Origin of the sequence: Thalassospira profundimaris WP0211 (assembly GCF_000300275.1) — a bacterium.
GTDB lineage: Bacteria > Pseudomonadota > Alphaproteobacteria > Rhodospirillales > Thalassospiraceae > Thalassospira > Thalassospira profundimaris.
Window position 1 is genome coordinate 154,421 of sequence record NZ_AMRN01000002.1, and the last position, 25,637, is coordinate 180,057.

General features: G+C 53.2%; 26 protein-coding genes. 15 read left to right on the plus strand and 11 right to left on the minus strand.

Annotation, left to right across the window (positions count from 1 at the left end; translation table 11 throughout):
- Nucleotides 1-2: 2 nt before the first annotated feature.
- The 4 genes from TH2_RS04815 to TH2_RS04830 all read left to right on the plus strand — a co-directional run bounded on the left by TH2_RS04815 (nt 3) and on the right by TH2_RS04830 (nt 3,850).
- Entirely contained in the window at nt 3-893 is an 891-nt protein-coding gene (locus tag TH2_RS04815; protein ID WP_008889277.1) for an ABC transporter permease, read from the plus strand.
- Complete coding sequence (locus tag TH2_RS04820; RefSeq protein WP_008889278.1) at nt 890-1,684, plus strand: ABC transporter permease; 795 nt, start codon at nt 890-892, stop codon at nt 1,682-1,684. Before TH2_RS04815 ends, TH2_RS04820 begins: the two co-directional genes overlap by 4 nt.
- Nucleotides 1,685-1,776: 92 nt before the next feature.
- Nucleotides 1,777-2,817 (plus strand): extracellular solute-binding protein, encoded by a 1,041-nt coding sequence (locus tag TH2_RS04825; RefSeq protein WP_008889279.1) that lies wholly within the window; start codon nt 1,777-1,779, stop codon nt 2,815-2,817.
- 100 nt (nt 2,818-2,917) lie between these two features.
- The gene (locus TH2_RS04830) at nt 2,918-3,850 is read left to right on the plus strand and encodes a nitrilase-related carbon-nitrogen hydrolase (protein ID WP_008889280.1); all 933 of its coding nucleotides are present in this window, start codon (nt 2,918-2,920) and stop codon (nt 3,848-3,850) included.
- Between the two features lie 167 nt (nt 3,851-4,017).
- Here TH2_RS04830 and TH2_RS04835 read toward each other — a convergent pair whose 3' ends face one another.
- Nucleotides 4,018-4,560, minus strand: a complete 543-nt coding sequence (locus tag TH2_RS04835; RefSeq protein ID WP_008889281.1) for a hypothetical protein — start codon at nt 4,558-4,560, stop codon at nt 4,018-4,020.
- Between the two features lie 140 nt (nt 4,561-4,700).
- Between TH2_RS04835 and TH2_RS04840 the strand changes: the two genes are divergently transcribed.
- Nucleotides 4,701-5,579, plus strand: a complete 879-nt coding sequence (locus TH2_RS04840) for a ketopantoate reductase family protein (protein WP_008889282.1) — start codon at nt 4,701-4,703, stop codon at nt 5,577-5,579.
- Between the two features lie 29 nt (nt 5,580-5,608).
- Here the strand turns inward: TH2_RS04840 and TH2_RS04845 are convergent, their stop codons facing one another.
- Nucleotides 5,609-6,538 carry a DMT family transporter gene (locus TH2_RS04845; RefSeq protein WP_008889283.1) on the minus strand — a complete coding sequence of 310 codons (930 nt, stop codon included), beginning with the start codon at nt 6,536-6,538 and terminating at the stop codon, nt 5,609-5,611.
- Between the two features lie 138 nt (nt 6,539-6,676).
- Nucleotides 6,677-7,666: a helix-turn-helix domain-containing protein gene (locus TH2_RS04850; RefSeq protein WP_008889284.1), complete on the minus strand. Its 990-nt coding sequence runs from the start codon at nt 7,664-7,666 to the stop codon at nt 6,677-6,679.
- Nucleotides 7,667-8,134: 468 nt separating this feature from the next.
- Here TH2_RS04850 and TH2_RS04855 point away from each other — a divergent pair, with 468 nt between their 5' ends.
- The gene (locus TH2_RS04855) at nt 8,135-8,695 is read left to right on the plus strand and encodes a hypothetical protein (protein ID WP_040822714.1); all 561 of its coding nucleotides are present in this window, start codon (nt 8,135-8,137) and stop codon (nt 8,693-8,695) included.
- A gap of 137 nt (nt 8,696-8,832) precedes the next feature.
- Entirely contained in the window at nt 8,833-9,648 is an 816-nt protein-coding gene (locus TH2_RS04860) for a hypothetical protein (RefSeq protein WP_157193860.1), read from the plus strand.
- 11 nt (nt 9,649-9,659) lie between these two features.
- Here TH2_RS04860 and TH2_RS04865 read toward each other — a convergent pair whose 3' ends face one another.
- Nucleotides 9,660-10,460, minus strand: a complete 801-nt coding sequence (locus TH2_RS04865) for an AraC family transcriptional regulator (RefSeq protein WP_008889288.1) — start codon at nt 10,458-10,460, stop codon at nt 9,660-9,662.
- A 155-nt stretch (nt 10,461-10,615) separates the two neighbouring features.
- Here TH2_RS04865 and TH2_RS04870 point away from each other — a divergent pair, with 155 nt between their 5' ends.
- On the plus strand, nt 10,616-11,896 hold the full coding sequence (locus TH2_RS04870) for an MFS transporter (protein WP_008889289.1): 1,281 nt from the start codon (nt 10,616-10,618) through the stop codon (nt 11,894-11,896).
- Nucleotides 11,897-12,049: 153 nt separating this feature from the next.
- Complete coding sequence (locus TH2_RS04875; RefSeq protein WP_008889290.1) at nt 12,050-14,011, plus strand: bifunctional 2',3'-cyclic-nucleotide 2'-phosphodiesterase/3'-nucleotidase; 1,962 nt, start codon at nt 12,050-12,052, stop codon at nt 14,009-14,011.
- Between the two features lie 68 nt (nt 14,012-14,079).
- Here TH2_RS04875 and TH2_RS04880 read toward each other — a convergent pair whose 3' ends face one another.
- The gene (locus TH2_RS04880; protein WP_008889291.1) at nt 14,080-14,520 is read right to left on the minus strand and encodes a GcrA family cell cycle regulator; all 441 of its coding nucleotides are present in this window, start codon (nt 14,518-14,520) and stop codon (nt 14,080-14,082) included.
- 220 nt (nt 14,521-14,740) lie between these two features.
- Here TH2_RS04880 and TH2_RS04885 point away from each other — a divergent pair, with 220 nt between their 5' ends.
- The 3 genes from TH2_RS04885 to TH2_RS04895 all read left to right on the plus strand — a co-directional run bounded on the left by TH2_RS04885 (nt 14,741) and on the right by TH2_RS04895 (nt 16,563).
- Entirely contained in the window at nt 14,741-15,379 is a 639-nt protein-coding gene (locus TH2_RS04885; RefSeq protein WP_238538660.1) for an NnrU family protein, read from the plus strand.
- A 126-nt stretch (nt 15,380-15,505) separates the two neighbouring features.
- Complete coding sequence (locus TH2_RS04890) at nt 15,506-15,967, plus strand: methylmalonyl-CoA mutase (RefSeq protein WP_008889293.1); 462 nt, start codon at nt 15,506-15,508, stop codon at nt 15,965-15,967.
- A gap of 113 nt (nt 15,968-16,080) precedes the next feature.
- The gene (locus TH2_RS04895; protein ID WP_008889294.1) at nt 16,081-16,563 is read left to right on the plus strand and encodes a hypothetical protein; all 483 of its coding nucleotides are present in this window, start codon (nt 16,081-16,083) and stop codon (nt 16,561-16,563) included.
- Nucleotides 16,564-16,645: 82 nt separating this feature from the next.
- Here the strand turns inward: TH2_RS04895 and TH2_RS04900 are convergent, their stop codons facing one another.
- The 5 genes from TH2_RS04900 to TH2_RS04915 form a co-directional block, all read right to left on the minus strand.
- Complete coding sequence (locus tag TH2_RS04900; protein WP_008889295.1) at nt 16,646-17,509, minus strand: NUDIX hydrolase; 864 nt, start codon at nt 17,507-17,509, stop codon at nt 16,646-16,648.
- Nucleotides 17,510-17,568: 59 nt separating this feature from the next.
- A complete protein-coding gene (locus tag TH2_RS04905; RefSeq protein WP_008889296.1) occupies nt 17,569-17,895 on the minus strand; it encodes a hypothetical protein in 327 nt (108 codons plus the stop codon).
- 206 nt (nt 17,896-18,101) lie between these two features.
- The gene (locus tag TH2_RS21865; RefSeq protein WP_269451506.1) at nt 18,102-18,224 is read right to left on the minus strand and encodes a hypothetical protein; all 123 of its coding nucleotides are present in this window, start codon (nt 18,222-18,224) and stop codon (nt 18,102-18,104) included.
- A gap of 218 nt (nt 18,225-18,442) precedes the next feature.
- Nucleotides 18,443-20,878: a bifunctional diguanylate cyclase/phosphodiesterase gene (locus TH2_RS04910; RefSeq protein ID WP_008889297.1), complete on the minus strand. Its 2,436-nt coding sequence runs from the start codon at nt 20,876-20,878 to the stop codon at nt 18,443-18,445.
- Between the two features lie 121 nt (nt 20,879-20,999).
- Nucleotides 21,000-21,986, minus strand: coding sequence for a M23 family metallopeptidase (locus TH2_RS04915; RefSeq protein ID WP_238538661.1), 987 nt, complete (start codon nt 21,984-21,986; stop codon nt 21,000-21,002).
- Between the two features lie 217 nt (nt 21,987-22,203).
- Between TH2_RS04915 and TH2_RS04920 the strand changes: the two genes are divergently transcribed.
- The gene (locus TH2_RS04920) at nt 22,204-22,995 is read left to right on the plus strand and encodes a sterol desaturase family protein (protein WP_008889299.1); all 792 of its coding nucleotides are present in this window, start codon (nt 22,204-22,206) and stop codon (nt 22,993-22,995) included.
- Here TH2_RS04920 and TH2_RS04925 read toward each other — a convergent pair whose 3' ends face one another.
- Complete coding sequence (locus tag TH2_RS04925; protein WP_008889300.1) at nt 22,996-23,802, minus strand: class I SAM-dependent methyltransferase; 807 nt, start codon at nt 23,800-23,802, stop codon at nt 22,996-22,998. It abuts the gene before it with no gap.
- 241 nt (nt 23,803-24,043) lie between these two features.
- On the opposite strand from TH2_RS04925, the gene TH2_RS04930 reads away from it, so the two are divergent.
- Together TH2_RS04930 and TH2_RS04935 are read left to right on the plus strand one after the other, a co-directional pair.
- Nucleotides 24,044-24,481: a MaoC family dehydratase gene (locus TH2_RS04930; RefSeq protein ID WP_008889301.1), complete on the plus strand. Its 438-nt coding sequence runs from the start codon at nt 24,044-24,046 to the stop codon at nt 24,479-24,481.
- Nucleotides 24,482-24,609: 128 nt separating this feature from the next.
- The gene (locus TH2_RS04935; RefSeq protein ID WP_008889302.1) at nt 24,610-25,566 is read left to right on the plus strand and encodes a bifunctional riboflavin kinase/FAD synthetase; all 957 of its coding nucleotides are present in this window, start codon (nt 24,610-24,612) and stop codon (nt 25,564-25,566) included.
- Nucleotides 25,567-25,637 lie beyond the last annotated feature (71 nt).

The following is a 25,637-nucleotide window of genomic DNA, read 5'->3' on the forward strand; positions in this document are numbered from 1 at the left end:
TCATGGGTAATATCATACGATCCAAACGATTTTGGCTGGTCGCACCTGCGGTGGTCTATATCGGCTTTTTCATGGCCGTGCCGCTGTTGCAGATGGCCTATGTTTCGATGTTGGAACGTGGCGATTATGGCGGGGTGAACTGGGGCGTATTCTCGATGGATGCCTATATCAGTTTCATCTTTGAACGCGATCTGATGGACAATCTGGTGGTCAATACTGATTACCTTCAGATCTTTGCCCGTTCCTTTGGCCTGTCGGCGATGACGACGGTCTTTGCCCTTTTGCTGGGTTTCCCGACCGCGTTTTACATTTCAACCCAACCGCAAAGCCGTCGCAACTTCCTGATCTTTCTGGTGACCATTCCGTTCTGGACCAACATTCTGGTGCGGAACTATGCCTGGATGCTGTTGCTGCGCAATGGCGGGTTGATTGATGGTGCGCTGAATTGGATGGGCATTGAAACCGGCGGGCTTGATGTCCTTTATACGCCCTACGCAGTTTCCATCGGTCTGACTTATACCTATCTGCCATTCATGGTTTTGCCGATCTATGCCAGCCTTGAAAAGCTTGACCATCGGCTGGTCGAGGCGGCCTTTGATCTGGGTGCTGACAAACGTCGCGCCATGACCCGGGTGATCTTGCCACTTGCGGCACCGGGCATTGCCGCGGGCTGCATTCTGGTCTTCATTCCATGTCTTGGCGCCTATGTGACCCCGGAACTTCTGGGTGGCGGCAAGTTCATGATGATTGCCAACCTGATCGGCAGCCAGTTTGGTGCGGCACGTAACTGGCCGCTTGGTGCCGGGCTTGGCTTTGTGCTTCTGGCGCTCGTCCTGATCTCGATGATGGTATATTCGTTCAAGTTCAAATCATTGCCGGAGGAAAGCCGATGAAAGTCGATGCTTCCAACCCGCTGTGGCGTTTTCGCGGGATCACCTCGACGGCAATGTTTTTCTTTGCCTATCTGTATTTGCCGATTGTTGTTTTGATTGCGCTTTCGTTTAACGAAAACCGTCTGGCGACGATCTGGACCGGCTTTACAATGGACTGGTATGTCACAGCCCTTTCCAACGATGACATGCTGCGTGCAGCCCAGAACTCCATCGTTATTGCGGTGTCGGCAACCGTGCTTGCCACCATTGCCGCCACCCTTGCTGCAATGGGGATGTCACGCGGCCGGTTTAAGGGTGAGTCCGGCGTTTCGGCGATGCTGGTTCTGCCGTTGCTGGTGCCCGAAATCGTCACGGCGATTGCGACCCTTCTGTTCTTTGTCGCATTGGGGATCAAGCTTGGGCTTCTGACCGTGATCATTGCCCATACGGTGTTTTGCATTCCGTTTGCCTATCTGCCGATCCGCGCACGGTTGGAGGGCATGGACCCGGCACTGGTTGAGGCGGCAAATGATTTGTATGCCAATGAATGGAAAGCCTTCCGGCGCGTAACCCTGCCGTTGCTTTGGCCAGGGATTTTGTCGGGTGCGATGTTGTCCTTCATCATCTCGCTTGATGACTTTGTCATTTCCTATTTTGTTGGAGGTGCAGGGGCGACGACCTTGCCGATCTATATTTTCGGGATGATCCGGATCGGGATCACGCCCGAGGTCAATGCTGTCTCTGCGATGATGCTGATTGTCTCAATCTTGTTTGTCAGCATCTCGTTCCTGATTGATCGTATTCGATATTGATCTCTGAAATTCAAAACGGGATTGCCGGTTCCCGGACGGGCCGACCATCCGAATAACAAAACAACCCACCGTCCTTATTTGGGAGTCTCACGATGAAACTACGTTCTGTGCTTCTGGGAGCATCCGCGATCGCCTTGTTGTCGGTCGGTTCGGCAAAGGCGGATGGCGAACTGTTTTTCTATAACTGGTCGAACTATTTTCCGCCGGAACTGATGGAAAAGTTCGAGGCTGAAACCGGCATCAAGGTCACCCTTGATGTGTATGATTCCAACGAAACCATGCTGGCAAAGCTCCAGGCCGGTGCGTCGGGCTATGACATTGCTGTCGCATCCGACTACATGGTTGACGTGATGATCAAGGAAGGCCTGGCAACCAAGTTCGATGCCAAAAGCCTCGAAAACTTTGACAACGTTGCCAAGCCGCACGACACCATGAAATACGATCCGGAGCGTGAATACTCCGTGACATACCTCTGGGGAACCACCGGCTTTACCTATGATGCGGCCGCTGTTGATGGCGAGCTTGAAAACAGCTGGAAAGAGTTTTTTGAGCCGCGTGAAGAATTCCGCGGCAAGATTGGTGCGCTGAATGACGAAGTCGAAATGTTCAATGCTGCATCCTACTATGCGGGCGTTGAAAAATGCACCGAGGACCCGGCCGAAGCGCAGAAGGTCCTTGATGTTCTGACGAAACAGAAACCCTACATCGCTGTTTACAGCTCTGAGGGCACCATCGACCGCATGTCGGCCCGCGAAGTTCAGATGCATATGCAGTGGAACGGTGCAGCCCACCGGACCAAGGAAAGCATCCCGGAAGCGGTATTTGTCTATCCGAAGGAAGGCCTGACCTACTGGGCTGACCACTTCGTCATTCCGGATGGCGCGCCAAACCTTGAAAACGCCAAAACCTTCATCAACTGGATGATGCAGCCGGAAAATGCGGCCGAGGCATCGAATTATGCCGGTTACATGAACTCGATCAAGGGCTCTGGCGAATTCATGGATCCGGCCCTCACCGCCGATCCGGCCGTGAACATGCCGGAAGAATACGCAGACCTTCTGATCCCATCGCAGAATTGCTCGGTCAAGGCGCGTGATCTTCGTAACCGTGTCTGGACCAAACTTAAAAACTAACTCTGGTTCCATTCGCGATTTATCTGATCCGGCTGTCATTTGATGGCCGGATCATGCCGCTTTTAGCTAAACGCCCCTCTGAATATCAGGAACGCTGATCATGACGTCACCGGCATCCTTCCCCGAATATGTAACGCTGGCCCTTTGGGCGACGAACCTTGGCCGACCCGTTAAAGACATGGCGGGTTGGGCCGATCACGTTAATGCCCAGATGGCCGAGGCCGCCAAACAAGGTGCCAAGATCTTCGTTCTGCCGGAATATGCCAGCGAACAATGGCTGGCCTTCAAACCCGAAGGTCTGCAAACCGGTCAGGAAATTGACTGGATGGCCGACCTTGCACCGGAGGCGCGCAAATACGCAGCCGGTCTTGCCAAAAAGCATGACATGCTTCTGGTTGCCGGCAGCATGCCCTGGCACATTGATCCCGAAAATCCGGATGCCGGGCAAACCAACAGTGCGATGATCTTCACCCCCGAAGGGGATGCGATCATTCAGGACAAGCTTTCCCTGACCCCGGGGGAACAAGAACCGGAAAACTGGAACCTGACACCGGGCAAGGCATTCAATGTGATCAAATGGCGCGGGCTCAATGTTGCGGTGCTGATTTGTCTGGATATCGAAATGCCGGCTTTGTCGTGCCTGCTTGCACCGCTTGATATTGATCTGTTGCTGGTGCCATCCATGACCCTGACACCATCGGGCTATAACCGGGTGTTTGGCTGCGCAAAGGCGCGTGCGGTTGAGCTTATGACCGTGGTTGCGGCCTGCGGCACGACGGGTGCTGCGGTCAACACCACCAACAACCCGACCAATTATTCGGGCTGTTCGGTCTATACCCCTTGCGAACCGGAGTTGGGTCATATCGGCCGTTTTGCCGAGACCGAGCCGACCTTTGATGATGGTGCGGATGGTGAACTTCTGATTGCCAAGGACGTGCCGATTGGTCTGATCCGTAACCTGCGGCATGGCGGTGCCGAAGTCTGGCCGGGAGGCTGGAATGCGGTCCATGTTTCGGTCATTAAGAGCGGCTGAAGTTATAGTGTTAGCACAGCCTTTAAGAGCTCTTGTGTAGATGTCGATGATTAAGGTATCAAAGTTATTTGTGGCTGTATTGACGTCCGTAAATAGGCGCGATGCACTAAGCGGATAGGTTGCCAAACTGCTCATCAGTGGCATGGTATTCTTATATGCGCTAGGATTCATATGTTCATAGATGCAAGTTCCAATTTGGTTTGGATCTTATCTTTTGCATCTTTAGCTGCCTTAATTGGGGCAAAAGAGAGCGCCGCAGTTGAGAGCAAGGATATTGCCAATCCCAATATTCCTCCAATTAGCCCAAAAAAGTAAGAGCCGATAAATACAATTAATGGCACTCCCACAATTGATTGCGCGCCGATGAATGCCCAAGTTCCTATATTTTTTGATGGAGGGGAGTTTTTATAGTGTATTGAAATAATTTGGCTATCTTCGTCGTTTATTACAGAGGCAGTAAAATAAAATTTTACTCCTGCGTGTTTCATTTCACCATGAATTTGTTTTTCATCATATTCTTTTATATCCATTTTAGGTGAATGATGTGACTCTGTAAGAATTTTTTTTAATTCAATCAAGCTTATATTGCCTTTATTCTTTATTTTTTCTTTTACAATATACACATCCTCTTTCGAGGATTTGTTTGTTGTGTATAGTGCAATGCCAAACAAGATCGTGCTAACGAACAAGGATATTGGTACTAACAACATAAAATAACTCTCCTTCTCCGGAATGTTTTTTAACTTTAGGTTGTGTCTTATTTCAAGTCAATCTCCTAGCTTGATGCCTTCATAGCGGATTAGGTAGATAAGCTCTCTTTCTGAATGTCGCGAAAATGAAAATTGCAATAATGGGTGCAGGGGCAGTTGGATGTTACTATGGGGCGATGCTGGCCCGTGCAGGGCATGATGTGACCCTGATCGGGCGTCCCAACCATGTTGAGGCCATGAATCGTGATGGCTTGTTGCTCGATTTCGGGTCGTCACAGGAATATGTCTCTGTTACTGGCGATACCGATGCTGCGGGCGTCGCCGGGGCCGAAATGATCCTGTTTTGCGTTAAATCCACCGACACGGTGGAGGCCGGTGAACAGATCAAGCCGTTCATCTCTGCCAACACAATTGTGCTAAGCCTGCAAAACGGTGTGGATAACGCCGAAAGGCTTGGTGTGGTCCTTGAGCAACCGGTTATTCCGGTGGTTGTCTATGTCGCGACCAGCATGGGTGGCCCCGGCCACGTGAAGCATCACGGACGCGGTGAACTTGTCATCGGACCATCTGCACAAAGTCAGACCGTGGTCGATACCCTTGTTCCGGCGAAAATACCGGTCGAGGTATCGGACAACGCAGAAGGTGCCTTGTGGGCAAAAATGATCCTGAACTGTGCCTATAACGCGTTGTCAGCCATTACCCAACGGCCCTATGGCGAAGTTGTCGAGGGCGTTGGCGTTTGGGATGTGATGCGCAATGCGGTGGACGAATGTTTGGCAGTTGCCAAGGGATGCGGTGTAACTGTGCCCGGCGACGTCTGGGGTGCGATTGAAAAGATCGCGGACACCATGCCGGGTCAGTATTCCTCAACCGCACAGGATCTGGCACGTGGCAAAGCAAGCGAGATTGATTTTCTGAACGGTTATATTGTGCGTAAGGGCACTGAGCTTGGCATTGCAACCCCGACCAACCTTGCTCTGCACGCGATAACCAAGCTTCAGGAAACCAAACAGGCCTGATCAATCGCCAAGGGGGCGCGGCGGCAAAGTTATTCTGCCGCCGATTTTACGGGTTCTGAAGTGCGGCCAAATTTGCGCGCGATGGCAGCAACGATCTGGTCGTTAAACATCACCAGTGCCGCGGCCATGACAATCAGCACACCACCCATCAGGCTGATCGGTGCGGGCAGGACGCCAAATACCACAAGATCCAGAATGATCGCCCAGATCATCGCGGTATATTCAAAGGCCGACAGGGTCGATGCCGGGGCACGGGCCAGTGCCTCGGTCATGGCGATATGGGCAAGCCCGCCAGTCAGCCCGGCGCCAATCAGGAAAACGATATTGTTGACCGAAAGCGGCGCCCAGCCAAACGGGATGGTCAAAAGTCCGCCGATGGAACAGATCACGGCAAAGTAAAAGGCAATCGTGCCCGAAGGTTCTGTCGTGGTCAGCGACTTGATCTGTACCTTGGCAAAGGCAGTGGTGACAGCAAAGGCCACTCCGGCGCCGATCCCGATCAGGGTGTTATGATCAAGCCCCGGTGTGGACAGCATCGGCCATAGCATCAGGAACACCCCGGCAAATCCGCCGACGGTCGCGCCAATGACAAGCCAGCCGGGATTTTCCCGAAGCGTGATGATCGCAACAGGAATAAGAATAAGCGGGGCGAGGAAGCCAAGGGCCGTGGCCAGTGCCAGCGGCAGATAGGCCAGTGATACAAAAGCCAGAAACATTGAAATGCAGCCATATGTGCTGCGTTTCAAATGCCCAAAAGGACGCTTGGTCCGCAGTGCCTTGGGGAACTGATTGCGCCACATCAGATAAAGCACAATCGGGATCAGGGCGACACTGCTGCGCCAAAAGACGATCTGGCCTGTCGGTGCCTCAAAGGATGCAAGCCGGACAAACAGGTTCATAACCCCGAACAACCCGGTCGCGGCAAGGCGTAACCCAATTCCAGACCAGAAACTGTTCATTGCGATCTTCCTGAATGGTGGCGGATGCCATCGGCATCTGTTTTCAGGGATATCGCAAGTTGGCGTCAGGTAATACTGACAAAATTTCATGCCAGAAATGCGGGTAATCCGACAAAGGTCAAACGTCAGAAGACCTTTTTAAAGGGAGTGCAGCCACTTTTCATAGCGCGTATCACGACCTTCACCATCCGCCCCATTTGAATTTTTTAGAGCGGTCTGTTGATTGCGCCTGAAATCACCCGGCGTCATGTCAAATGTCTCTCGAAATGCCCGGATAAAGGACGTGTCACTGGAAAAACCGCATTCCAACGCAACATCGTAAAGAGAGCGGGGACGCTTCGTTGTTGTGCTTAGCAATTGCTTGGCACGACGCAGGCGAAGATCGCGTGTATAGCGATAAACACCGCCATGCTCTTCAAGCAACTGATACAGCTTGGAACGGGAAATCCCCAACTCTCTTGCCGCACGCTCCGGGGTAAGGTCAGGGCGCGAAAAATTCTCCCGGAAATAGCGACGGATCATCGTCATGACTTCAATGTTCTGGCGTTTGTTGGTCGTGTCGCTTGTCTCGCCATAGGCGGAATTCAGGCAGGCGGCGAGCATGTCGGCAAAGCTGTTTTCAAGAACATGAGCATGCTCTGTCTTGAGCGCGGACGCATTGGCCTTTAACGAGCGCATCAGATTGGCGACAACCCGGACCATCGGGTCACGCGGACTGAGAAACCGCATGTTGTGATCTTCGGGAAGGGTAAGCCGGTCTTCCAGAAGCGGGCGGGGAATGACGAAAACAAGATTGTCAAAATCGCTTGTTGTGGCCTTGGTGGTTTGCGACAGATCCTGAAAGAGCAGACCGTCGGGGGCAATTTCCTGACCGTCCTTGCCATAGTCTGAGGTCACGCCGCCGCTATAGTAAAGCTGAAGGATGTAATGATCCATCCCGTCGGCAGCGATTGTGTGGGAACTGCGTTCCCAGAACTGATGTGTGCTGTTGGTGCGGGCGAGCATCATCGATCCCAACAGATCCGCATCCAATGTTGCATGGAAGGTGTTCTTGCGGATGTCGGGAAGGGTTTCGACGTTGAAAATGCAGTCAATACTACTTTGCCAAACGTCATAACGTTTTGACATTGGTAGATCATTAACTGTGAAAAAAGAATTGGTTGATGACTGTGTCATGCCTGACTCCCGGTTTTGCTTCATTGCAAACAACGCTACTTGCGCGGGTTCATCTGGATTAATATTCGATATCTCTAATACCAGATTTTTTTCATATTAAGCGGAAACCGGGCGTTTCGTCAAAACCACAAAGGTATAGGTTTAGGCAAAAATGAACGCAAAGGTATTATGATTACGTAAGGTGATCTGGATTATACCTTTGGTCTTAAGGCCTTATGGTTATACGGGATGTTAGGGATTATTTTTGCGAAATCCCTTTATTAGGTGTTTTGGATGGTTCGCACATTTTTTTGGACGCTTCGTGCATTGTCACCCCGCTGCACATGGTAAAAATCCAAAAAACAGAGATACCGCCTATGACGAAAAACAGAAAACGCTGGCGGCCCTTATCAGTGTGTGCACCGAACCTTGGGGGATTAGATGCATTCGACAGAACCACATCCGGCACGCCGGACGGGGGAGAAAAACTATGCCGGGCCCGGCCGTGACTGGGGAAAGAACTGCCACGTGTTACCCGGACGTCGTCAAGGTGAGAAAAATCATCATTTCTGGCAGAGCCGGGAAGATCAGGAACCGGTTTTCCTATCCTTTGATGATGAACCACCAGCAGGGCCGTGCTTTGGCGATCCTGAGATGGCGCAAGGCGCAGAACCGTCTTCTGTGAACCAGTCTCTTGCGGCGACCTTCGATATGATGAAGTCGCTTTCTGAACTGGTCCGCGTATTGGAGGCCATCCGTTCTGTGTCCAATGAAAATGATATCTTCAGCGCAGACGAGCGGCTTCTGGACCAAACGAAAGACACGTCGTCAACAGGTGGCGAAGGGAATGACACCCGCCCATGGGTGCTGGCCGTGATTGACCAGCTGGCCGTATTGGGCGCTTCGGAACGTATTCCGTCGCTCAACCATGGTGCGAAGGCAATGGCCTATAGCGACCGCATTCAAGCGGCTAATGATGTCGTGTCACGGGTCTCGCACTAAGAATAAACTCAAGGTCGACCATAAAGGACTGGAAGTATCACTGTCAGACGTGAGGCTGACTTGCGATCACGCAGTGCGTATTTCTGTTTCCTGATCCAGGCATAAATGCGCATCAGACCGGATAGTGTATCCGGGTAATGTGGGCTGCTGCGTTCTTTTTGGAAGCCTTGTCAAAAGCCGAAAAGCAGGGTTTTGCCGCGTTTTTTGGACAATTTGCATATTCATATGGATGGAATGTGCAATTCCAACAAACAACCTGTGGTATCTGTGGATTAAATAATAAGACACATGTCCGTTCACAGAGTGGGAATATCTGCGTTCAAGTAAGGGCATGGATATCAGAGAAGCGCAATTTTTACGCTCTGGGGAAAGAGATGATGTCGTACGAACCACATCCGGCACGCCGGAAGGGTGAGGTTAATTGTACCGGTCATGGACGTGACTGGGGACAAAACAGCCATATTCTTCCAGGGCGTCGCGTCAATGAGCCCAACCATCAGGCTTGGAAAAGCCGCATGGCAGCGGGCATACACAAATACGAGCCTTCCGATGTAGACGGTGATGGATTATTTGCCGACTACATAGAAGAAGCTTCGGTCGCCGTGACCCGAACCTTCGAAAACAGTGTTGGGATGCTTAAATCCGTGATGGAAATGATGGCCTTCCTTGAAGGTATCCGCGTCATGCATCATGACGGTGCTGTTGCGCCGAAAACGGATAAACGCCTTGATCGTCTGAGCAATGGCAGGTTTACCAATCGGGCGTCGGAAAACGCGACGCATGAACGAAACGGCTTGTCCTCGGAATTCATGGTTCAGCTTCACAACATGTGTGCCAATGGGCAGAATCCTTGCCGGGACCATGTGAAAGTGACAAAGCGTTACGGAACATATCTTGAGCCCGAGCACGAGATCATTCCGCCGAAACCACGTGTAACCCGTTACGACCACTGAGCATCCCGGGCCTAGCGAAAATAGCTGCCCGGTGTGCGGCCTGTGGCCTTGCGAAACATGGCGATAAAGGCCGATGGGGTCTCATAGCCAAGATCAAGTGCGATCTCGGTCACCGGACGGTCATTGGCGAGCTTTTCAAGCGCATGGAGCAGACGAAGCTTTTGCCGCCATTCGCGGAACGGCATGCCAGTTTCGCGTTGAAAAAGCCGGGCAAGCGTCCGGCTTGAGGCGCCGCACACCTTTGCCCAGTCCTCAAGCGTGCGGTTATCGGCCGGGTCACTTTGCAAGTGATCGCAAATGCGTGCCAGTCGGGTATCCTTGGGCGCAGGCAGATAAAGCTTGTCCTGATCTGGCGCCTTGATCTGATCCAGAAGCACGCGGATCAGCCGACCTTCTTCGCCATCTTCATCATATTCGACCGGGATTTCTGTCGCGGCCCGGATCAGTTCCCGTAAAAGCGGACTGACTTCCAGAACCATGCAACGGTCGGGCAGGTTGGTGGCAACTTCCCGACCGATATAAAGGTGCCGAGCACGGGTAAAGCCCGTACAGGTCACGGCATGCTGGGTATGCGGGGGCACCCATACCGCACGTTGTGGCGGCACAACCCACATCCCGGCCTCTGTCACCACAGTCATCGTGCCCTCAATCGCATATAAAAGCTGGTTCCAGTCATGGCTGTGTGCCGCGACATGATAGCCAGCAGGCATATCACTGACCCGGACATATACTGCGCGTGGCAGCTCACGCGGGCGGGGGATCTTGTTGTGATGTTCCGGACGTCCGTCAAAGGTGTTGAGGATATGAACCATGATATGGCGACATTCAAAACTGTCTTGATTGCGATATATGATGGCAGATTACCGCAAGACAGACGGGTCGGACAGGTTTAACTTGGTCGCATTCCAAAACGCACAAGATGTGACAGGGGCGTCGCCACCACAACGATCCTGTCCTCGGAGGTACAATGTCCAAGGAAATCATACCGGAAGCCAGCAATCACGCGGCCCCGCTTGGTGATGCGCCCGACGCCCCCAATAATGCCAGCACAGCCCCGGTTCATAAGGGTTGGCGCAACCCGGAAGTTCTGCTGATCGTTATGGCGGCCGCCATGCCGCTGTCCTTTTCGACCTGGATGGCGCTGCTAAACAACTTTTCGGTCGAAATGGCCGATTTCACCGGCCGCGAGATCGGCATTTTGCAGTCCCTGCGCGAAATTCCGGGGTTCCTTGCCTTTACCGCGATTTTTGTGCTGCTGATCCTGCGTGAACAGACCTTTGCGGTTCTGTCGCTTCTGGTTCTGGGCATCGGGGTTGCGATATCGGGCTACTTCCCGACGGTGATCGGGCTTTATTGCACGACGGTCCTGATGTCGATCGGCTTCCATTACTTCGAAACCATGCAGCAGGCCCTATCCCTGCAGTGGGTGCGTAAGGATCGCACCGCGATGGTCATGGGGCGGCAGCTGTCGGCGAAATCAATCTCGTCGCTGATCATGTTTGGCATGGTTTGGGTGATGCTCGAAGTTTTCGCGGTCGAGTACCGCTACGTCTATCTGTTCGGCGGTGCGCTGACGATCTTGGCCGCGCTTTTTGTCTGGGGGGCGTTTCCGAAATTTGCCGATGCCCATCCGCAGAACAAGAAGCTGATCTTGCGCAAACGCTATTGGCTTTACTATGCGCTGACATTCATGAGTGGTGCACGCCGTCAGATCTTTACCGTGTTTGCCGGCTTCCTGATGGTTGAGAAGTTCGGCTATGACGCAGCAACCATCACCTTGCTGTATCTGCTTAACCACGTGATCAACATGTTCCTGGCCCCCAAGATCGGCAAGATGATCGGCAAATGGGGCGAACGCCGTGCGCTGGTCTTTGAATATGCTGGTCTGTTTGTTGTTTTCGTCTCATACGCCTTTGTCGAAAACCACATTCTGGCCGGCGGTCTTTATGTGGTTGATCACCTGTTCTTTGCGCTGGCGATCGCCATCAAGACCTATTTCCAGAAGATCGCCGATCCGGCCGATATCTCGTCGACCGCAGGTGTCAGTTTTACCATCAACCACATTGCCGCTGTTTTCATTCCGGCTGCCTTTGGATTGTTATGGTTGATATCGCCCGGCGCGGTATTTCTGGCCGGTGCGGCGATGGCCTTTGTGTCTTTGGTACTGTCGCTTAATGTGCCGCACGATCCCGAGCCCGGAAACGAGGTCATTCGTGGATACAAATCACCCGCGATGCAACCAGCCTGATCGCCAAATATGTCTCAGACCAGAAACGCCTGCCGAATGTGGCAGGCGTTTCTGTTTGTGTTTGCCTTGCCTTTTTCGCAAAATCTTCAAAACACCGACATTTAAACGGGATTAGATTGTCGCGGTTTAACGCATAAGCAGGGACACGGCGCGATGGTATTCATTCACAAAAAAGCTGCCCGGATTACCGGGATTTCGATGGCACTTGCACTGGTCAGCAGCACGGCATTGGCCGACAGCACAGTGTCATTGCGCATACTCGAAACCACCGACATCCACACGCATCTCGTTAACTATGACTATTACCGTGATGGCGAGTCAGACACGGTTGGCCTGGCAAAGGTCGCGACCCTGCTTAAGACGGCGCGTGGCGAAGCAGAGAACGTTGTCTTTATCGATAATGGTGACTTAATCCAGGGCAATCCGCTTGGCGATTACATGGCCAAGGAACGCGGCCTTAAGGACGGTGATGTCCATCCGGTCTATAAGGCGATGAACCTTCTTGGCTATGACGCGGCCAATATCGGGAACCATGAATTCAATTATGGCCTCGACTTCCTGGGTAAATCGCTGGCCGGTGCCAATTTCCCCTATGTCAGTGCCAATGTCTTTGTCGATGATGGCGATGACAATCCCGAAAACGACAAGCCGTATTTCGAACCCTATGTCCTGCTGGATCGGGAATTTACCGATAATGACGGCAAGGTGCACAAGGCCAAGGTCGGTGTGATCGGGTTTGTGCCGCCGCAGATCATGCAGTGGGACAAGGCCAATCTTGAAGGCAGTGTGATCGCAAAAGACATTGTCGAGATGGCCAATAAATATGTCCCGGAAATGCGTGAAAAGGGGGCGGATATCGTCATTGCGGTTCCGCATTCCGGTCTGTCGACAATGGCGCGCAACGGCATGGAAGAAAACGCGACCTATTACCTGTCCGAAGTTGACGGTATTGACGCAATCCTGTTTGGCCATGCGCACACCGTGTTTCCGTCCGAAACCTTTGCCGATCTTGAAGGTGTTGATATTGCCAAAGGCACGATCAATGGCGTTGCTGCGGTGATGCCGGGCTTTTGGGGCAGCCATCTTGGTGTCATTGATCTGACGTTTAACGTTACCGATGATGGCAAATGGAATGTCACTGACAGTCTGTCTGACGCGCGCCCGATCTATCAGCGCGAAGGACGCACAGTGACGCCGCTGGTCGAAGCCGATCCGGAAATCATTGCCGCGGTCAAGGACGAACACGAAGCCACCATCGCCTATATGCGCGAAGGGGTGGGCACGACATCGGCACCGATCAACAGCTTCTTTGCGCTGGTGGCCGACGATCCGTCGATCCAGATCGTGACCAATGCCCAGAAATGGTATCTCGAAAAAATCCTGAATGGCTCGGAATATGACGGCATCCCGATCCTGTCGGCGGGTGCTCCGTTCAAGGCAGGCGGCCGTGGGGGGCCGGATTACTTTACCGACATTCCTGAAGGCAAGATCGCGCTTAAAAACGTTGCCGATCTTTACATTTATCCCAATACGGTGCGTGCGGTATTGCTTGATGGCGATCAGGTGCGTGAATGGCTTGAAATGTCGGCAGGCCAGTTCAATCAGATCGACCCCAATAGCCGCGAAGAACAGCCACTGATCAACCCGGATTTCCCGACCTATAATTACGATGTGATTGATGGCGTGACATATGAAATCGATGTCACGAAACCTGCGCGTTACAACAAAGCGGGCGAAGTCATCAATCTTGACAGCCACCGTATCGTTGATCTCAGCTTCGATGGAAAGCCAGTCAGTGCGGATCAGAAATTTGTCGTTGCAACCAACAACTATCGTGCAGGCGGTGGCGGCAACTTCCCGGGGCTTGATGGTTCGACCATCATTGTCGAAGCCCCGGATGAAAACCGCACGGTTCTGGGCAACTACATTCTGGCGAAAAAGGAAATAGATCCAAAGGCCGATGGCAACTGGACCTTTGCCCCGATCGGGGATGCGTCAAACGTTACCTTTGTGACCAGTCCCAAGGCGTCGGGTGCGGCGAATGCGCCAGACAATATCAGCTTTGTCGGTGAAGATGCCGAAGGCTTTGCCAAATATGTGCTGCAAACCAGATAACCGGCAGATCGCCGATATAGTCCAACGAAAATGGTCGGGCAAGACCCGGGCACCAGGTGCGGAGCAGATTATTTCCGGTTTGCTGCCTGTGGACCTTTGCCGCCGGGGCCCCCTTGTTGTGCGGGGGGATTATCTTCGCGCGGGTTCTTGCCATTCAGATAGGCAGCCGCGCAATGTTCGTCGCAATAAGGCTTGCCCGGCACGATTTTCTTGCCGCAGAAATGGAAATCATCGTCGCCCGGGTCGCCAAACGGCCAGCGGCACATGCCCGGACCAAGATCAAAGATCGAAATGCCTTTGGTCTGCTGTTTGGGGGCCGGTGCCTTTTTCTGTTCTGCTTCCTCGGCACGGCGCTGAATCGGGGACGGGCGCTTGGGCAGCCCAAGGCGGTGTGCCTTGCCAACGACGGCATTTTTGCCGACGCCGAGTTCCTCACCGATGCGTGCCGTGGTCCAACCCTGATTCCAGAGCGAGGTCAGCAATTCAATCTTTTCCGGCGTCCAGCTCATTTCGAGTATATTCCGTATTTCTTGGTCTGCCGGTCAGAATATCCGATGGCAGGTGCTTGTTGTTCGATGTCAAACAGGGATACAGACGTATCGCCTAATATCGTGTAACGCAAGGGTCTTGGAGATTCGCACCCTGACCCGTCTACGCGAACAGGGCAATTTGCATGTTGAAGCCACAATGTAAAGAGGGGATCGCGTTTTGGCAGGGTTTTTAATTGCAGTGACCGTTTTCCTTGCAGGCCATCTTATTCCGGGCTTGCTGCGCGAAAGGCTTATAAGACGTATCGGGTACCGCCCCTATATTATTGCATTCTCGATCCTGTCAGTTCTGCTGTTTGGCTGGGTCATTCACGAGGTTTTGGTCGCGGAGTCGTTTTGGCTTTGGGGCTATCAAACATGGCAGGCGCAACTCCTTGTTGTTGTCATGTTGCCTGCCTGTATTTTGTGGGCCTGTGCCATTCTTCAACCCTGTCCGCTGTCGATTGGTCGAAAAACCGGCTTTGATCCGGCGCGGCCTGGCATCAATCGGTTTTGTCGGCATCCCCTGTTGCTGGGCATGATCCTTTGGGGTGCCGGACACACGATTGCCAACGGAGATGTTGTCGCCGTCCTGTTCTTTGGCGGCAGCAGCATTTTTGCCCTGATCGGGTTTTGGCGGATGGAGAAAATCCGTCTGCGGGGGCTGGCAGAGGGCGAACAGGCGGTCCTTCTGGCGGCAACCAGACGCTTTTCCCTGTCAGGCCTAAAGGATGCCTTTCGGGGGCGGGATATCCTTGCCGGGATTGTGCTTTATATCGTCATTTTGGGCGGTCATGGTCATGTGATTGGTGTCGATCCACTTGCAATGGCAGGCTGGTAGATACTGTTTTGATCGCAAGGCTTGTCAGCCAATGTTTTGACAGGGATACTGGGGGGCGGTGCAGGACATCTGCACTGGCCCGCTTTGCCGTGTTGTATGGCAAAGGGCAGTTTCAAGCGAGGTAACATGACGTCTCCTCAACTTGCGAGCAGTCTGGCCAAATTCGCCGAAATGGAGGGACGCCACCCGCGTCTTCTTTTGGCGACGGCATCCTCTGTCGAAGAAAAGCACCACAAACATGTCGCAACCCTGTTTGCCGATGGTGGATTTGATGTCGATGTCGCACCACGGCACTCCGACGCACAATCCATCGCACGGCAGGTAATCGATTGCGATGCTGATATGCTGTTGCTGATCCGCACCTCGATGACGGCACCGGACCGGGTCAGTGTTGCCGATCTGATTTCGGCACTGGATGCGCTGGATGCTGAATATGTCAAAGTCGGCATTGTCGGCCATGAAGATGATCCGGCTGCAAGCAATGTCGATTTTGTTTGTGATCTTGAACATCTGCAAACAAGCGACTGCGAGGCACTGATCGACTACATTCTGGCGGTTGAAGAAACCCGCGTTGCGCAACATATTTAGAACGTTGCAAAATTTCGCCGTCTTTCGGTGAAATGTTTTCGAAACTCTTTGGGTGCATAATGATATGCAATCATTGCACCCAAAGTTGGGTCGTTTAATCAAGGGATGATTGGATGGGATTGCTCAAGGAAACGCTGATGCGCGTCTTTGTCGGCAAAAAAGGCCGGGATGCGATTCAGGCTTATAATGACGCGCAATCCCTTCATCTGCGTGACAGTGCCACTGCGGAAAAAACAGCCGCTCAGGCGCGTCAGGCGCGTCGCATCGAAGATCGTGCCCTTGCCCATCAGGACGAAGGCATGTCGCTGGAAGAAGCCCGTGCCCTTGCCCTTGCGGAAACCCTGACCGAACAGGCCGACGCACCGCATACCGAAATCATGAAGGCGCTGAATGCGGCTGATGCGAAACTTGGCAAAAAGAAAAGCAAGATCGCAACGCCCGAGGATGAACGTCGTCAGGAATTGATCAATGAAGCGGTCAAGGCGCTGCGCAGCAAACAAAGTGACCTTGATAAGCTTGATCCGGAACTGCGCGCCAAGCTGACGGTGATGGCTGTGGGCGCCTTGATGGGCGGGCCAAATACGCCGCGTCAGTAAATTTTCTATAAGCCTGCAAGGAAATGGCACCGCCTGTATCGGGATGGTGCCATTCTTGTTTACGGTATCGGCAAAGGCCGCATCAGGGCTCAAGGCTGCGGTGAAGGCCAGTGACAAGTTCGCAGTAGGATGGCTCGTTATCCGCGGTGAGATAGCCGTGGCGAATCAGAAAGTCGATCACCACCAGGGCGCAATTGAATTTGAAATCAAAGCCGGTGCGGACGATCTCGGCGACCTCGCCGATGGGAAGCAGATCAAATTGTGCAACTTCGCCATCGGCGCAATGCGGGACGAAGTCTTCTGGCAATTCCAGATCGAAATTGACCATCACATCGGGTTTCAAGCCTTCGTCGGTTTCATAAAGGTATGAAACAGTACCGATCGCCACGACGTTTTCAGCAAGGTTTGCTGGAATGCCAGCTTCTTCGGCGCATTCCTTGATCATGTTTTCGCGAAAACCAAGACCGGTCGGTTGGCCTCCTGCGACCATGTTATCGAGCATGCCGGGGTAGGTCGGCTTGTCCAGCGCGCGTTTGGCAATCCACATGTGAATTCCATCGGCCTTGCGGACAAAGCCGTTCATATGCACGCCCCACGACCGGCAGCCGAAATAGGGCATGGCAAACCGATCCAGTTGGCACAACGGATCGTCGGAAAGCCGATTGCGGATATCAAACTTCTCGCCATGCAGGTGCTTGATTACGCCTTGCTCGCACAGGGCTTCGGTCGCCTCGATGAGGGTCTGGTTCCGGGCATCAATGGTTTTGATGTGCGAACCAAAACCATATTCGCCATTCTCGTCACGGATGAAGCTGTCCCCAAGCGCGGTAAGGGCGCCGGCAAATTCTGGCCGGATGGCACCGACCGGAAGGTCGCCAATGCGAAACCGGGCATAGCGTGACAGATTGGCGTTGTTGCACGCATGGATATGATCAAGATAGGCCAATTCAGAACTCCTGTCGGGCAGAGGCACTGCCAGTTTTGCAGTGCCGCAACCAAGACAGCCTACGCGCTAAGCGCAGAGTTTGAATAGCCTTTTTCCGATGTCAGAACCGCATTCACGTGAATGATTTGTCGCAGGCAGCGCGCGATGTGCTCGGCAACTTTGGTTTCAAGTTGCTGGACCTGAATGTCGATCTGAAGTTCCTCGTAACCGCGCAGACCATTGGCAACGGTCGAATGCCAGCTGGCCGGAACCAGATTACGCTTGGCAAACAGTTCGAGGACGCGTGGCATCACGTCCGGTTCGGCTGCGGCGTGAACGGAAAAGCAGTAAACGGATTTGGGGCTATGTGCGTCCATTGCGGACGCAGCAAATGCATGATCAGTCATGACAATGCTCACAGATATTCAGTGCATCAAAAAGGCGAACAGATACGTCCCGGTGTCCTTAGACAACCGGGCTGATAATTCGCGCAATGATGACCGAGAAGACGCTGTGATGTGTCATGGGGCTATTTAAAAGAAGCTCTCTTCAAAACCAGTTGGTTTGTCATTTGGTTTGAATAGGGACGCTAATGATGAAAGCGAAACGTAGGTCAGATGACCAGAAGCGATGCGATGATAGCCAGAATGGTACCGGCGAACAGGATTTCCATCGAACGGGCGATCTGCTGTTCACGGGCAATGGCGATTGCAACGGCTTTGCGCTTATTCATCATGTTTACTCCGTCTTATGACAGGTAGTGTCAATGTGCCGGGCTCGGCACACGTCAAATATAGGCAGGCAAAAGGGCGAGTTACAAGAGTTGTGAGTCAAAAAACGTCAAAAAACTTTCAACCTCATGGAAAAGGTCACGTTTTTGCTGCCTGTTTTGTCACAAATTGCAATAGCCCTGCCTGTTTGAAACGCAATATGCCTTTCCGGGTTCCATAACAATCAAACGGTTTCGATGCCGCTATCCCGATTCGCGGTGGTTTCGGGGAATTCTGTCGGGTTTACGACATGTGCGTAGTCGCTTATCGGCTTGGGATATCCGTACTTATACCCCTGCACGGAGCGGCAATCATGATCGTTCAGGAAGCTTGCCTGTTCGTCGGTTTCGACCCCCTCTGCAATCACCTCGAGGTTGAGGTCGCGGCTCAGATTGATCACCGCACGGACGATGGCAATCGCCTGATCGTTGCTAACCAGCTTCTTGATAAAGGATTGGTCGATCTTGATGCGATCCACCGGGAAGTTCTGCAAGGTCGCAAGCGACGAGTAACCGGTGCCGAAATCATCCATGGCAATCCGCACACCCAGCTTTTTGATATCAGAAAGGATCTTCATCGAGCGCGCCGGATTGTGAATAAGGGCTGTCTCGGTGACTTCCAGTTCAAGGCGTTTCGGATCAAGACCGGTTTCATCAAGGATACTGGCAACCACTTCCGGCAGTTCGTGTTTCTGCAATTGAACCGCAGACAGGTTGACCCCGATGCCAAGCGGATTTTTCCAGCGTGCGGCCTCGCAGCAGGCGGTTCTAAGCACCCATTCGCCCAGCGGCACAATCAGGCCGGTTTCCTCGGCAATCGGAATAAACCGTCCGGGCGGAATCGATCCCAGTTCCGGATCGGTCCAGCGCAGCAAGGCTTCAAACGAGTGGATCACCTGATCATCACCATCGGTCTCGCATTGCGGCTGGTAATGAAGTTCAAGCTGTCCGTTCTCCATCGCCTGACGCAGATTCGACGAAAGCTGGCGCTTGAAACGGTATTCCTCGTCCATTTCCGACGAATAGAACACGATGTCATTGCCGCCGGATTGTTTGACCCGATACATCGCAAGGTCTGCATGGAAAAGGATGCTTTCGGCGTCATTGCCATCGGTTGGATAATGCGCAATCCCGATACTTGCAGAAAGCTTCGCACGGTGTTCGGAATTGACGAAAATCGGGAGTGCAACACAATCAAGGATTTTCTGGGCCGTTTCGCGCGACCGGGCGATGACATTATCCATATCTGCCTGATCAGGGTGTGAAAGCAGGGCGACAAACTCGTCACCGCCAACGCGCGCGATCACCACATCATTGCTGAAAAGGTCTGACAGGCGTTCGCCCAATTCCCGAAGCGCATGGTCGCCGGCAATGTGGCCAAAGCTGTCATTGAGTTCCTTGAAGTGATCGAAATCAATGCACATCACCGTCAACGGGATACCCGTTTCATCTGATTCCGTAAGTGCCTCGGCCAGGCGGTCATTGAATGTCGACCGGTTCAGAAGCTTGGTCAGGGCGTCACGTTCTGCCAGGAAACGGATATGGTTTTCTGCGGCGTAACGTTCGCGCAAGTCACGCAGGGCGAATATTACTGTGGCATCGGATATTTCATCAGCCGGTATTTCACGTCGCACGACCTCTACCGGTATCGCGGTGATGTTATTCCAGGACAGGGTCGCTTCAGCATATCCGATCTTTCCCGACTTGAATTCGGCAGGTGTATCAGAAAGCCATTCTGTCAGGAAATCTTGATCAAGAATGTCTGCGCGGGTGACGCCACCGAGTTTCAGGAAACTGTCATTGGCATCAATCACCCGACCATTCTGGGTCAGAACAAGTGCTTCGATGGCGGAATCACCCAAGATGCGCATGCGGTTACTGACATGATCGCGAAGCTGCCGGTCAAGAAGGGCGGTGACAAAACCAATGGCAATCAGTCCGATCGCAACAACGGCGACGCCAACCGCAAGATATTCCTGCGAAATAAGCTGTGCCGGGACCGGGACAGTCGGATCGGGTGTAATCACCAAGGCACCCATCGCACCGAAATGCATGGTCGCCACCGCGATGGTCAGATTTGCCTTGCCCAGAAGTTTCTGTTGGTCGGTCTGTGCGGATCTGGCCAGATACAGCGACGCCATGCCGAACAAGGCCCCCATCAGGATGGCGGCAATCACAATATCCATATGCCAGCTGATAACACCGGGAACGCGGATGGCAGACATGCCGGTGAAATGCATGGCCGAAATGCCAAGTCCGACAACAAGGCCGCCGACAAGACGTGACAGGACAAGGTGCGGCCCACTGACCGAGGCAATCGCGAAACCAATCGTGGTTGTGGCAATCGCAATGGCCAGTGAAACAGCCGTCATAACAGGCTCATAGCCGACCGGAACAACCGGGTCATAGGACAGCATTGCAATGAAATGGGTTGCCCAGATGCCACCACCGGTCACAACCCCGGTCAGGAACAGCCATGCGATTTTCTGACGAAGGCGACCGATGCAGGCGCGTGCGTATAGATTGAATGCGGTATGAATGCCCGCCAGTCCAATAAGAAGGGCAACAAGGACCAGTACGATATCGTGCTGGTGTGCCAGACAGTCATAAATTCTGTACATTCACGCGCCAAATCTAAAATTAATGTAATAGTTTCAATAGCTAATACATTTTGCTGGTGTAATTTTAAGTCGGCAGGTGTGCGTGAAGCAACTCAAATCGGATCTTTCCGGGGCTGGGTTCCTAGCGGATCACAACTTTACCCTCGCCGATGATGCGCGGGGAATTGTCCCCACGGGTAAAGGTGATCTCGCCCTCATAGGTGCCAGCCGGCCATTGGCTTCCGGGGCGATCCATATTGATGAAGAACCACTTCGCACGCGGGCCTGCATCGTTGGGCAGATCAATGACAAAGTCGCGATGGCCGCCCTTGCCATCAGGTGTTTGCAGGCTCATGCGGATGACATCACCGTCATTGGCGCCAATCAGATAGGCCCAGAAATAAAGTGCCGGGCTTGTGCGTGGCAATTCCGGATCCTTGCCATATCCGCGTTTAAGGTCGGATGCGTTCGGACGCGCCATCGAAAACCCATGGCCATAAAGCGTGATCTCGTTATAGCTCAGCTTTGCGCGTGCAGACGATGACCAAAGGGCCGCATTTTCCACATTGCAATCGGTGGCACTGCTGGTGCCCATGGCGGTGCCACTGAACGGATCAACAAGTTCGCCATCCTTGCGCAGGTTGAAATGCAGGTGCGGGAAGGTGGCCTGACCGGAAATCCCGATCCGCCCGATCACCTGACCACGGCTGACACGGTCGCCCTGTTTGACCGCGACCCAGCCACGGCGCAAATGGCAATACTGGCTTTGCCACCCATCATCGTGATCAATCAGGATGCCGTTGCCGCATTCGATGCCATCAAGGCTGCTTGGTGAAATGCGACCGGAATCAATATCCTCGACTCCTTCACGCAGGGCGACGACCGTGCCATCTGCAATCGACAGGACCGGAACACCATCAAGCATGGTGGCTTCATCCGGGATGGCAAAATCAGTGCCGCGGTGGCCATCATATGTTGTCGTGCCACAGGCGTAGTCGCGAATATTCGGTCCGGGATCGTGATCGACATAATGAACTATGTCACAGGTGTTGCCCGTACAAACGACCGGTAAATCAAACGGCGGACCATCTGCGAAGGCGATGCTGCCAAAAGACAGGGTCGCGAACACGGAAAGAAAAAGTGTCCGAATAGATCCTGATCGTTCTGGCATATAGTCCCCCGTTATCGGTTATTGTCGCCAAGCATTGGCATTTCACTATGAATCACCTTTCTCTAACATAAAGGTGATGAGATATCGAACTGCAAGATGTTGTTTATACATTGCGATATCCGATATCAGTTCAAGGTGACGCATACGCGCTTCTTATCACGCAAGGCAGGATGAAATGGATCAGAGCGGACTGTTTCGGCTGGGTATCTTTGCTGCCATTCTGGCGGTCATGGCCTTGTGGGAGGCGGTGGCTCCTTATCGGCCCAGAGAAGCCGTGCGTCGTCCCATGCGCTGGCTGACCAATTTGGGTCTGTTGTTGCTGAGTGCCGCCCTTGCACGTTTCACCATCGGGGCTGCGATGATTGCCGCGGCCATCTGGGCGCAGGCCAATGGTTGGGGGATAAATAACCTTGTGGGCATGCCAGCATTATTATCCGGGCTGGTCACCATCATTGTTCTGGATTGCGCGATCTATTGGCAGCATCGTCTGACACATATCGTGCCGGTATTCTGGCGGTTTCACCGGGTGCATCACTGCGATACAGAATTTGATGTCTCGACCGCTGTGCGTTTCCATCCGGTCGAGATCGTCGCATCCGCGCTCTACAAATCGAGCTTTGTCGTGCTGATCGGGGCCGATCTGTGGGCGGTGGTGATTTATGAAAGCATGCTAAGCGGCTTTGCCCTGTTTAATCACGGCAATGTGCATCTGCCCAAAAGCTTTGATCGCGCCTTGCGCCTGTTGGTCGTTACACCCGATATGCACCGGGTGCATCATTCAAGTTTGATGAAAGAAACCAACAGCAACTACGGCAATATCCTGTCGATCTGGGACCGGCTGTTTGTCAGCTATATCGATCACACCAAGGTCAATGATCACGATATGCAGATCGGCCTGAAGGAATTCCGCGACATGGACAGTCAAAGTTTGCTGGGTGTTTTGTGGATGCCATTCGGGCGTCGCTGATTACGCTGGCACCACGCCGCGCACAGCCATTGCCGATGCCACAAGCGACCGCCGCCCGTCTGTCTTGCCCCCAAGATATGCCAGACGTGTGGCCTGCTGAATTTCATAGGCCGTGTCGGCATATTGCCGGTTAAAGAAATTGCGGATCAGGCTGTGCGCCCCCATCAGTGACTGCCAATAGTCATCGAAATCGATGAAATCCATGCGCACCGCCAGAGTTGCGGTTTCAATATCGCCCAATCCCGCATCCGACCAAAGATCGTAAAGGTCGTCCTCATCCTGATAGGGGACGTCGAAAACTTCTTCGCGCAGTTTTTCCCCTTCCAGTCCGCCAAGAATGGCCGCCGCATCCAGAAACAGTCGGATAAAGGTCAGCCCGCCTGATCGATCCCAAACAGAGGCCGCTATTTTCCCGTTCGGTTTGGTGACGCGGACCATCTCGGCAACCGCCTTTTCCGGATCTTCCAGATCATTGATCAACAATTGCGAAAACGCAGTATCAAAACTGTTTTCCTCGAACGGCAGCGACAATGCATCCCCGGTTTTCAGTTCGATATTTGAAGCTTCTTCATTTGAAGCTTCTTCGCGCAGGGCGTCTGTCAGGTAATCCGGGATCAGGTCAATACCGACAACCCGCGCATCCGGATAACGGTTGGCCGCAGCCAGGGTCAGACTGCCCGTGCCACATCCGACATCAACCAACGACCCGCACGAAGGTGCTGCGACAAAATCAAGGAAGCTGCGCGACAGACGGCGGCTCCATCGACCCATGGCAATTTCATAGGTGTCTGTGATCGTGGTGTTCATCGGCGGCGTTCCCCAAAGGTTTGATCTTTTGATTTATTTTATAGCGATGACGGGTGGGCATGCCCTGATATGTCTCCGTTTCCGATAATTTCAAGCACAAGACAATTGGCCATTCGACGAAATAGGCATTGCTCATTTTGAAAAATGCGCAATAAAATTACAAATATTGCATTGCGGAATAATCATAAGCGCGACATCTAATGACTAAGTGACCGCGCAACAGGCAAAGGGTTCCAAGGAAATGAACGAACGCGACGGACTTCACGGGCTGTATTTCGAGGATCTGGAGATCGGCCTGTCGGGAAGCTATGGCAAGACGGTAACAGAAACCGATATTGTCATGTTTGCCGGCATTACCGGTGATACCAACCCGGTACATCTTAATCAGGATTACGCCGAAACCACGATGTTCGAAGGCCGGATTGCCCATGGTATGCTGTCGGCCGGGTTCATTTCCACCGTTCTTGGCACCCGCTTGCCGGGGCCGGGTACGATTTATCTTTCCCAGAACCTGCAATTCAAGGCCCCGGTCCGGATTGGTGACACTGTAACGGCGCGCGTCACTGTTCGTGAACTGATGCCGGAAAAGAAACGCGCCATTCTGGAAACCAACTGCTATGTCGGGGATCGCTGTGTGATCACGGGCGAGGCAACCGTGATGGTGCCTTCGCGCGGTTGACCCGGCAAAGCTCGCTTTTTTGTCGGAAAAGTCTTTACGCTTCGGGCCTGCGCCCTATATAGCTGCCTGCTGGATTTGCCGATAAAAGGTCGGCAGGCATGGAACGCAGCAAAGAGAGACCGGCGCGAATGCGCGTTTTTCGATCTTTTGAGAACCTGACCGATGATGCGCGCGGCGCCGTTGTGGCGATCGGCAATTTCGATGGTCTGCATCTGGGGCATCAATCGCTTCTGGATCAGGCACGTGCGATTGCCCGCGATCTTGGTGCGCCGCTTGCGATTCTGACGTTCGAGCCCCATCCGCGCATGCTGTTTCGCGCCGATGATCCGCCATTTCGCCTCACCTCGGCCGAGGACCGTGAAACTGCGGCTGGCAGCTTTGATATCGACCTGTTCTATGAGGTCGAATTCAACCGCGACTTTGCCGCCATGACCGCCGAGGAATTCATCGAACGTGTTCTGGTTAACGGCCTTGGTGCGAAGCATGTCGTGGTCGGCTGGGATTTCTGTTTCGGCAAGGGCCGGGCAGGCGACGTGGATTTGCTGCGCGCCATTGGCGAGAAATCCGGTTTTGGCGTTACGGCGGTCACCGCTGTCACCCATGATAACGGGATTATCTATTCCTCGACCGCGATCCGTCAGGCGCTGCGTGATGGACGCCCGGAAGATGCCATGCATCTTTTGGGCCGTCCGTGGGAAATCGACGGGATTGTGGCCCATGGCGATGCGCGCGGACGGACGATCGGGTTTCCGACGGCCAATGTGGCGCTTGGCAATCATCTGCGGCCGAAATTCGGTGTATATGCTGTTGAACTTGGGCTGGTTTCCGAGGCCGATGGCAAAACCGTCGAACGTTGGATACCCGGAGTCGCCAATATCGGCGTGCGACCAAGCTTTGGCGGCGATGACGATGCCGGGCTTGAAGCACACCTTTTTGACTTTGATCAGGACATCTATGACCGGCGTGTGCGCGTGCGCCTGCACGGCTTTATCCGCGGGGAAAAGAAGTTCGATGGGCTTGATGCCCTGAAAGCCCAGATCGCGGCAGATGTGATCGCTGCCAAGGATATTCTCGGCAAGATTTGAATTTGTTGACGAACCCGCTATGATCCGCGCGCTTTTCGCATGATCAGCTTTTCGCGAGATCTCCGGGGGTT

Excerpts from the sequence above, each read along its gene's own strand:
- TH2_RS04815 (WP_008889277.1), top strand. The coding sequence starts at position 3 with ATGGGTAATATCATACGATCCAAACGATTTTGGCTGGTCGCACCTGCG.
- TH2_RS04820 (WP_008889278.1), top strand. The coding sequence starts at position 890 with ATGAAAGTCGATGCTTCCAACCCGCTGTGGCGTTTTCGCGGGATCACC.
- TH2_RS04825 (WP_008889279.1), top strand. The coding sequence starts at position 1,777 with ATGAAACTACGTTCTGTGCTTCTGGGAGCATCCGCGATCGCCTTGTTG.
- TH2_RS04830 (WP_008889280.1), top strand. The coding sequence starts at position 2,918 with ATGACGTCACCGGCATCCTTCCCCGAATATGTAACGCTGGCCCTTTGG.
- TH2_RS04835 (WP_008889281.1), bottom strand. The coding sequence starts at position 4,560 with ATGTTGTTAGTACCAATATCCTTGTTCGTTAGCACGATCTTGTTTGGC.
- TH2_RS04840 (WP_008889282.1), top strand. The coding sequence starts at position 4,701 with ATGGGTGCAGGGGCAGTTGGATGTTACTATGGGGCGATGCTGGCCCGT.
- TH2_RS04845 (WP_008889283.1), bottom strand. The coding sequence starts at position 6,538 with ATGAACAGTTTCTGGTCTGGAATTGGGTTACGCCTTGCCGCGACCGGG.
- TH2_RS04850 (WP_008889284.1), bottom strand. The coding sequence starts at position 7,666 with ATGTCAAAACGTTATGACGTTTGGCAAAGTAGTATTGACTGCATTTTC.
- TH2_RS04855 (WP_040822714.1), top strand. The coding sequence starts at position 8,135 with ATGCATTCGACAGAACCACATCCGGCACGCCGGACGGGGGAGAAAAAC.
- TH2_RS04860 (WP_157193860.1), top strand. The coding sequence starts at position 8,833 with ATGTGGGCTGCTGCGTTCTTTTTGGAAGCCTTGTCAAAAGCCGAAAAG.
- TH2_RS04865 (WP_008889288.1), bottom strand. The coding sequence starts at position 10,460 with ATGGTTCATATCCTCAACACCTTTGACGGACGTCCGGAACATCACAAC.
- TH2_RS04870 (WP_008889289.1), top strand. The coding sequence starts at position 10,616 with ATGTCCAAGGAAATCATACCGGAAGCCAGCAATCACGCGGCCCCGCTT.
- TH2_RS04875 (WP_008889290.1), top strand. The coding sequence starts at position 12,050 with ATGGTATTCATTCACAAAAAAGCTGCCCGGATTACCGGGATTTCGATG.
- TH2_RS04880 (WP_008889291.1), bottom strand. The coding sequence starts at position 14,520 with ATGAGCTGGACGCCGGAAAAGATTGAATTGCTGACCTCGCTCTGGAAT.
- TH2_RS04890 (WP_008889293.1), top strand. The coding sequence starts at position 15,506 with ATGACGTCTCCTCAACTTGCGAGCAGTCTGGCCAAATTCGCCGAAATG.
- TH2_RS04895 (WP_008889294.1), top strand. The coding sequence starts at position 16,081 with ATGGGATTGCTCAAGGAAACGCTGATGCGCGTCTTTGTCGGCAAAAAA.
- TH2_RS04905 (WP_008889296.1), bottom strand. The coding sequence starts at position 17,895 with ATGACTGATCATGCATTTGCTGCGTCCGCAATGGACGCACATAGCCCC.
- TH2_RS21865 (WP_269451506.1), bottom strand. The coding sequence starts at position 18,224 with ATGATGAATAAGCGCAAAGCCGTTGCAATCGCCATTGCCCGTGAACAG.
- TH2_RS04910 (WP_008889297.1), bottom strand. The coding sequence starts at position 20,878 with ATGTACAGAATTTATGACTGTCTGGCACACCAGCACGATATCGTACTG.
- TH2_RS04920 (WP_008889299.1), top strand. The coding sequence starts at position 22,204 with ATGGATCAGAGCGGACTGTTTCGGCTGGGTATCTTTGCTGCCATTCTG.
- TH2_RS04925 (WP_008889300.1), bottom strand. The coding sequence starts at position 23,802 with ATGAACACCACGATCACAGACACCTATGAAATTGCCATGGGTCGATGG.
- TH2_RS04930 (WP_008889301.1), top strand. The coding sequence starts at position 24,044 with ATGAACGAACGCGACGGACTTCACGGGCTGTATTTCGAGGATCTGGAG.
- TH2_RS04935 (WP_008889302.1), top strand. The coding sequence starts at position 24,610 with ATGCGCGTTTTTCGATCTTTTGAGAACCTGACCGATGATGCGCGCGGC.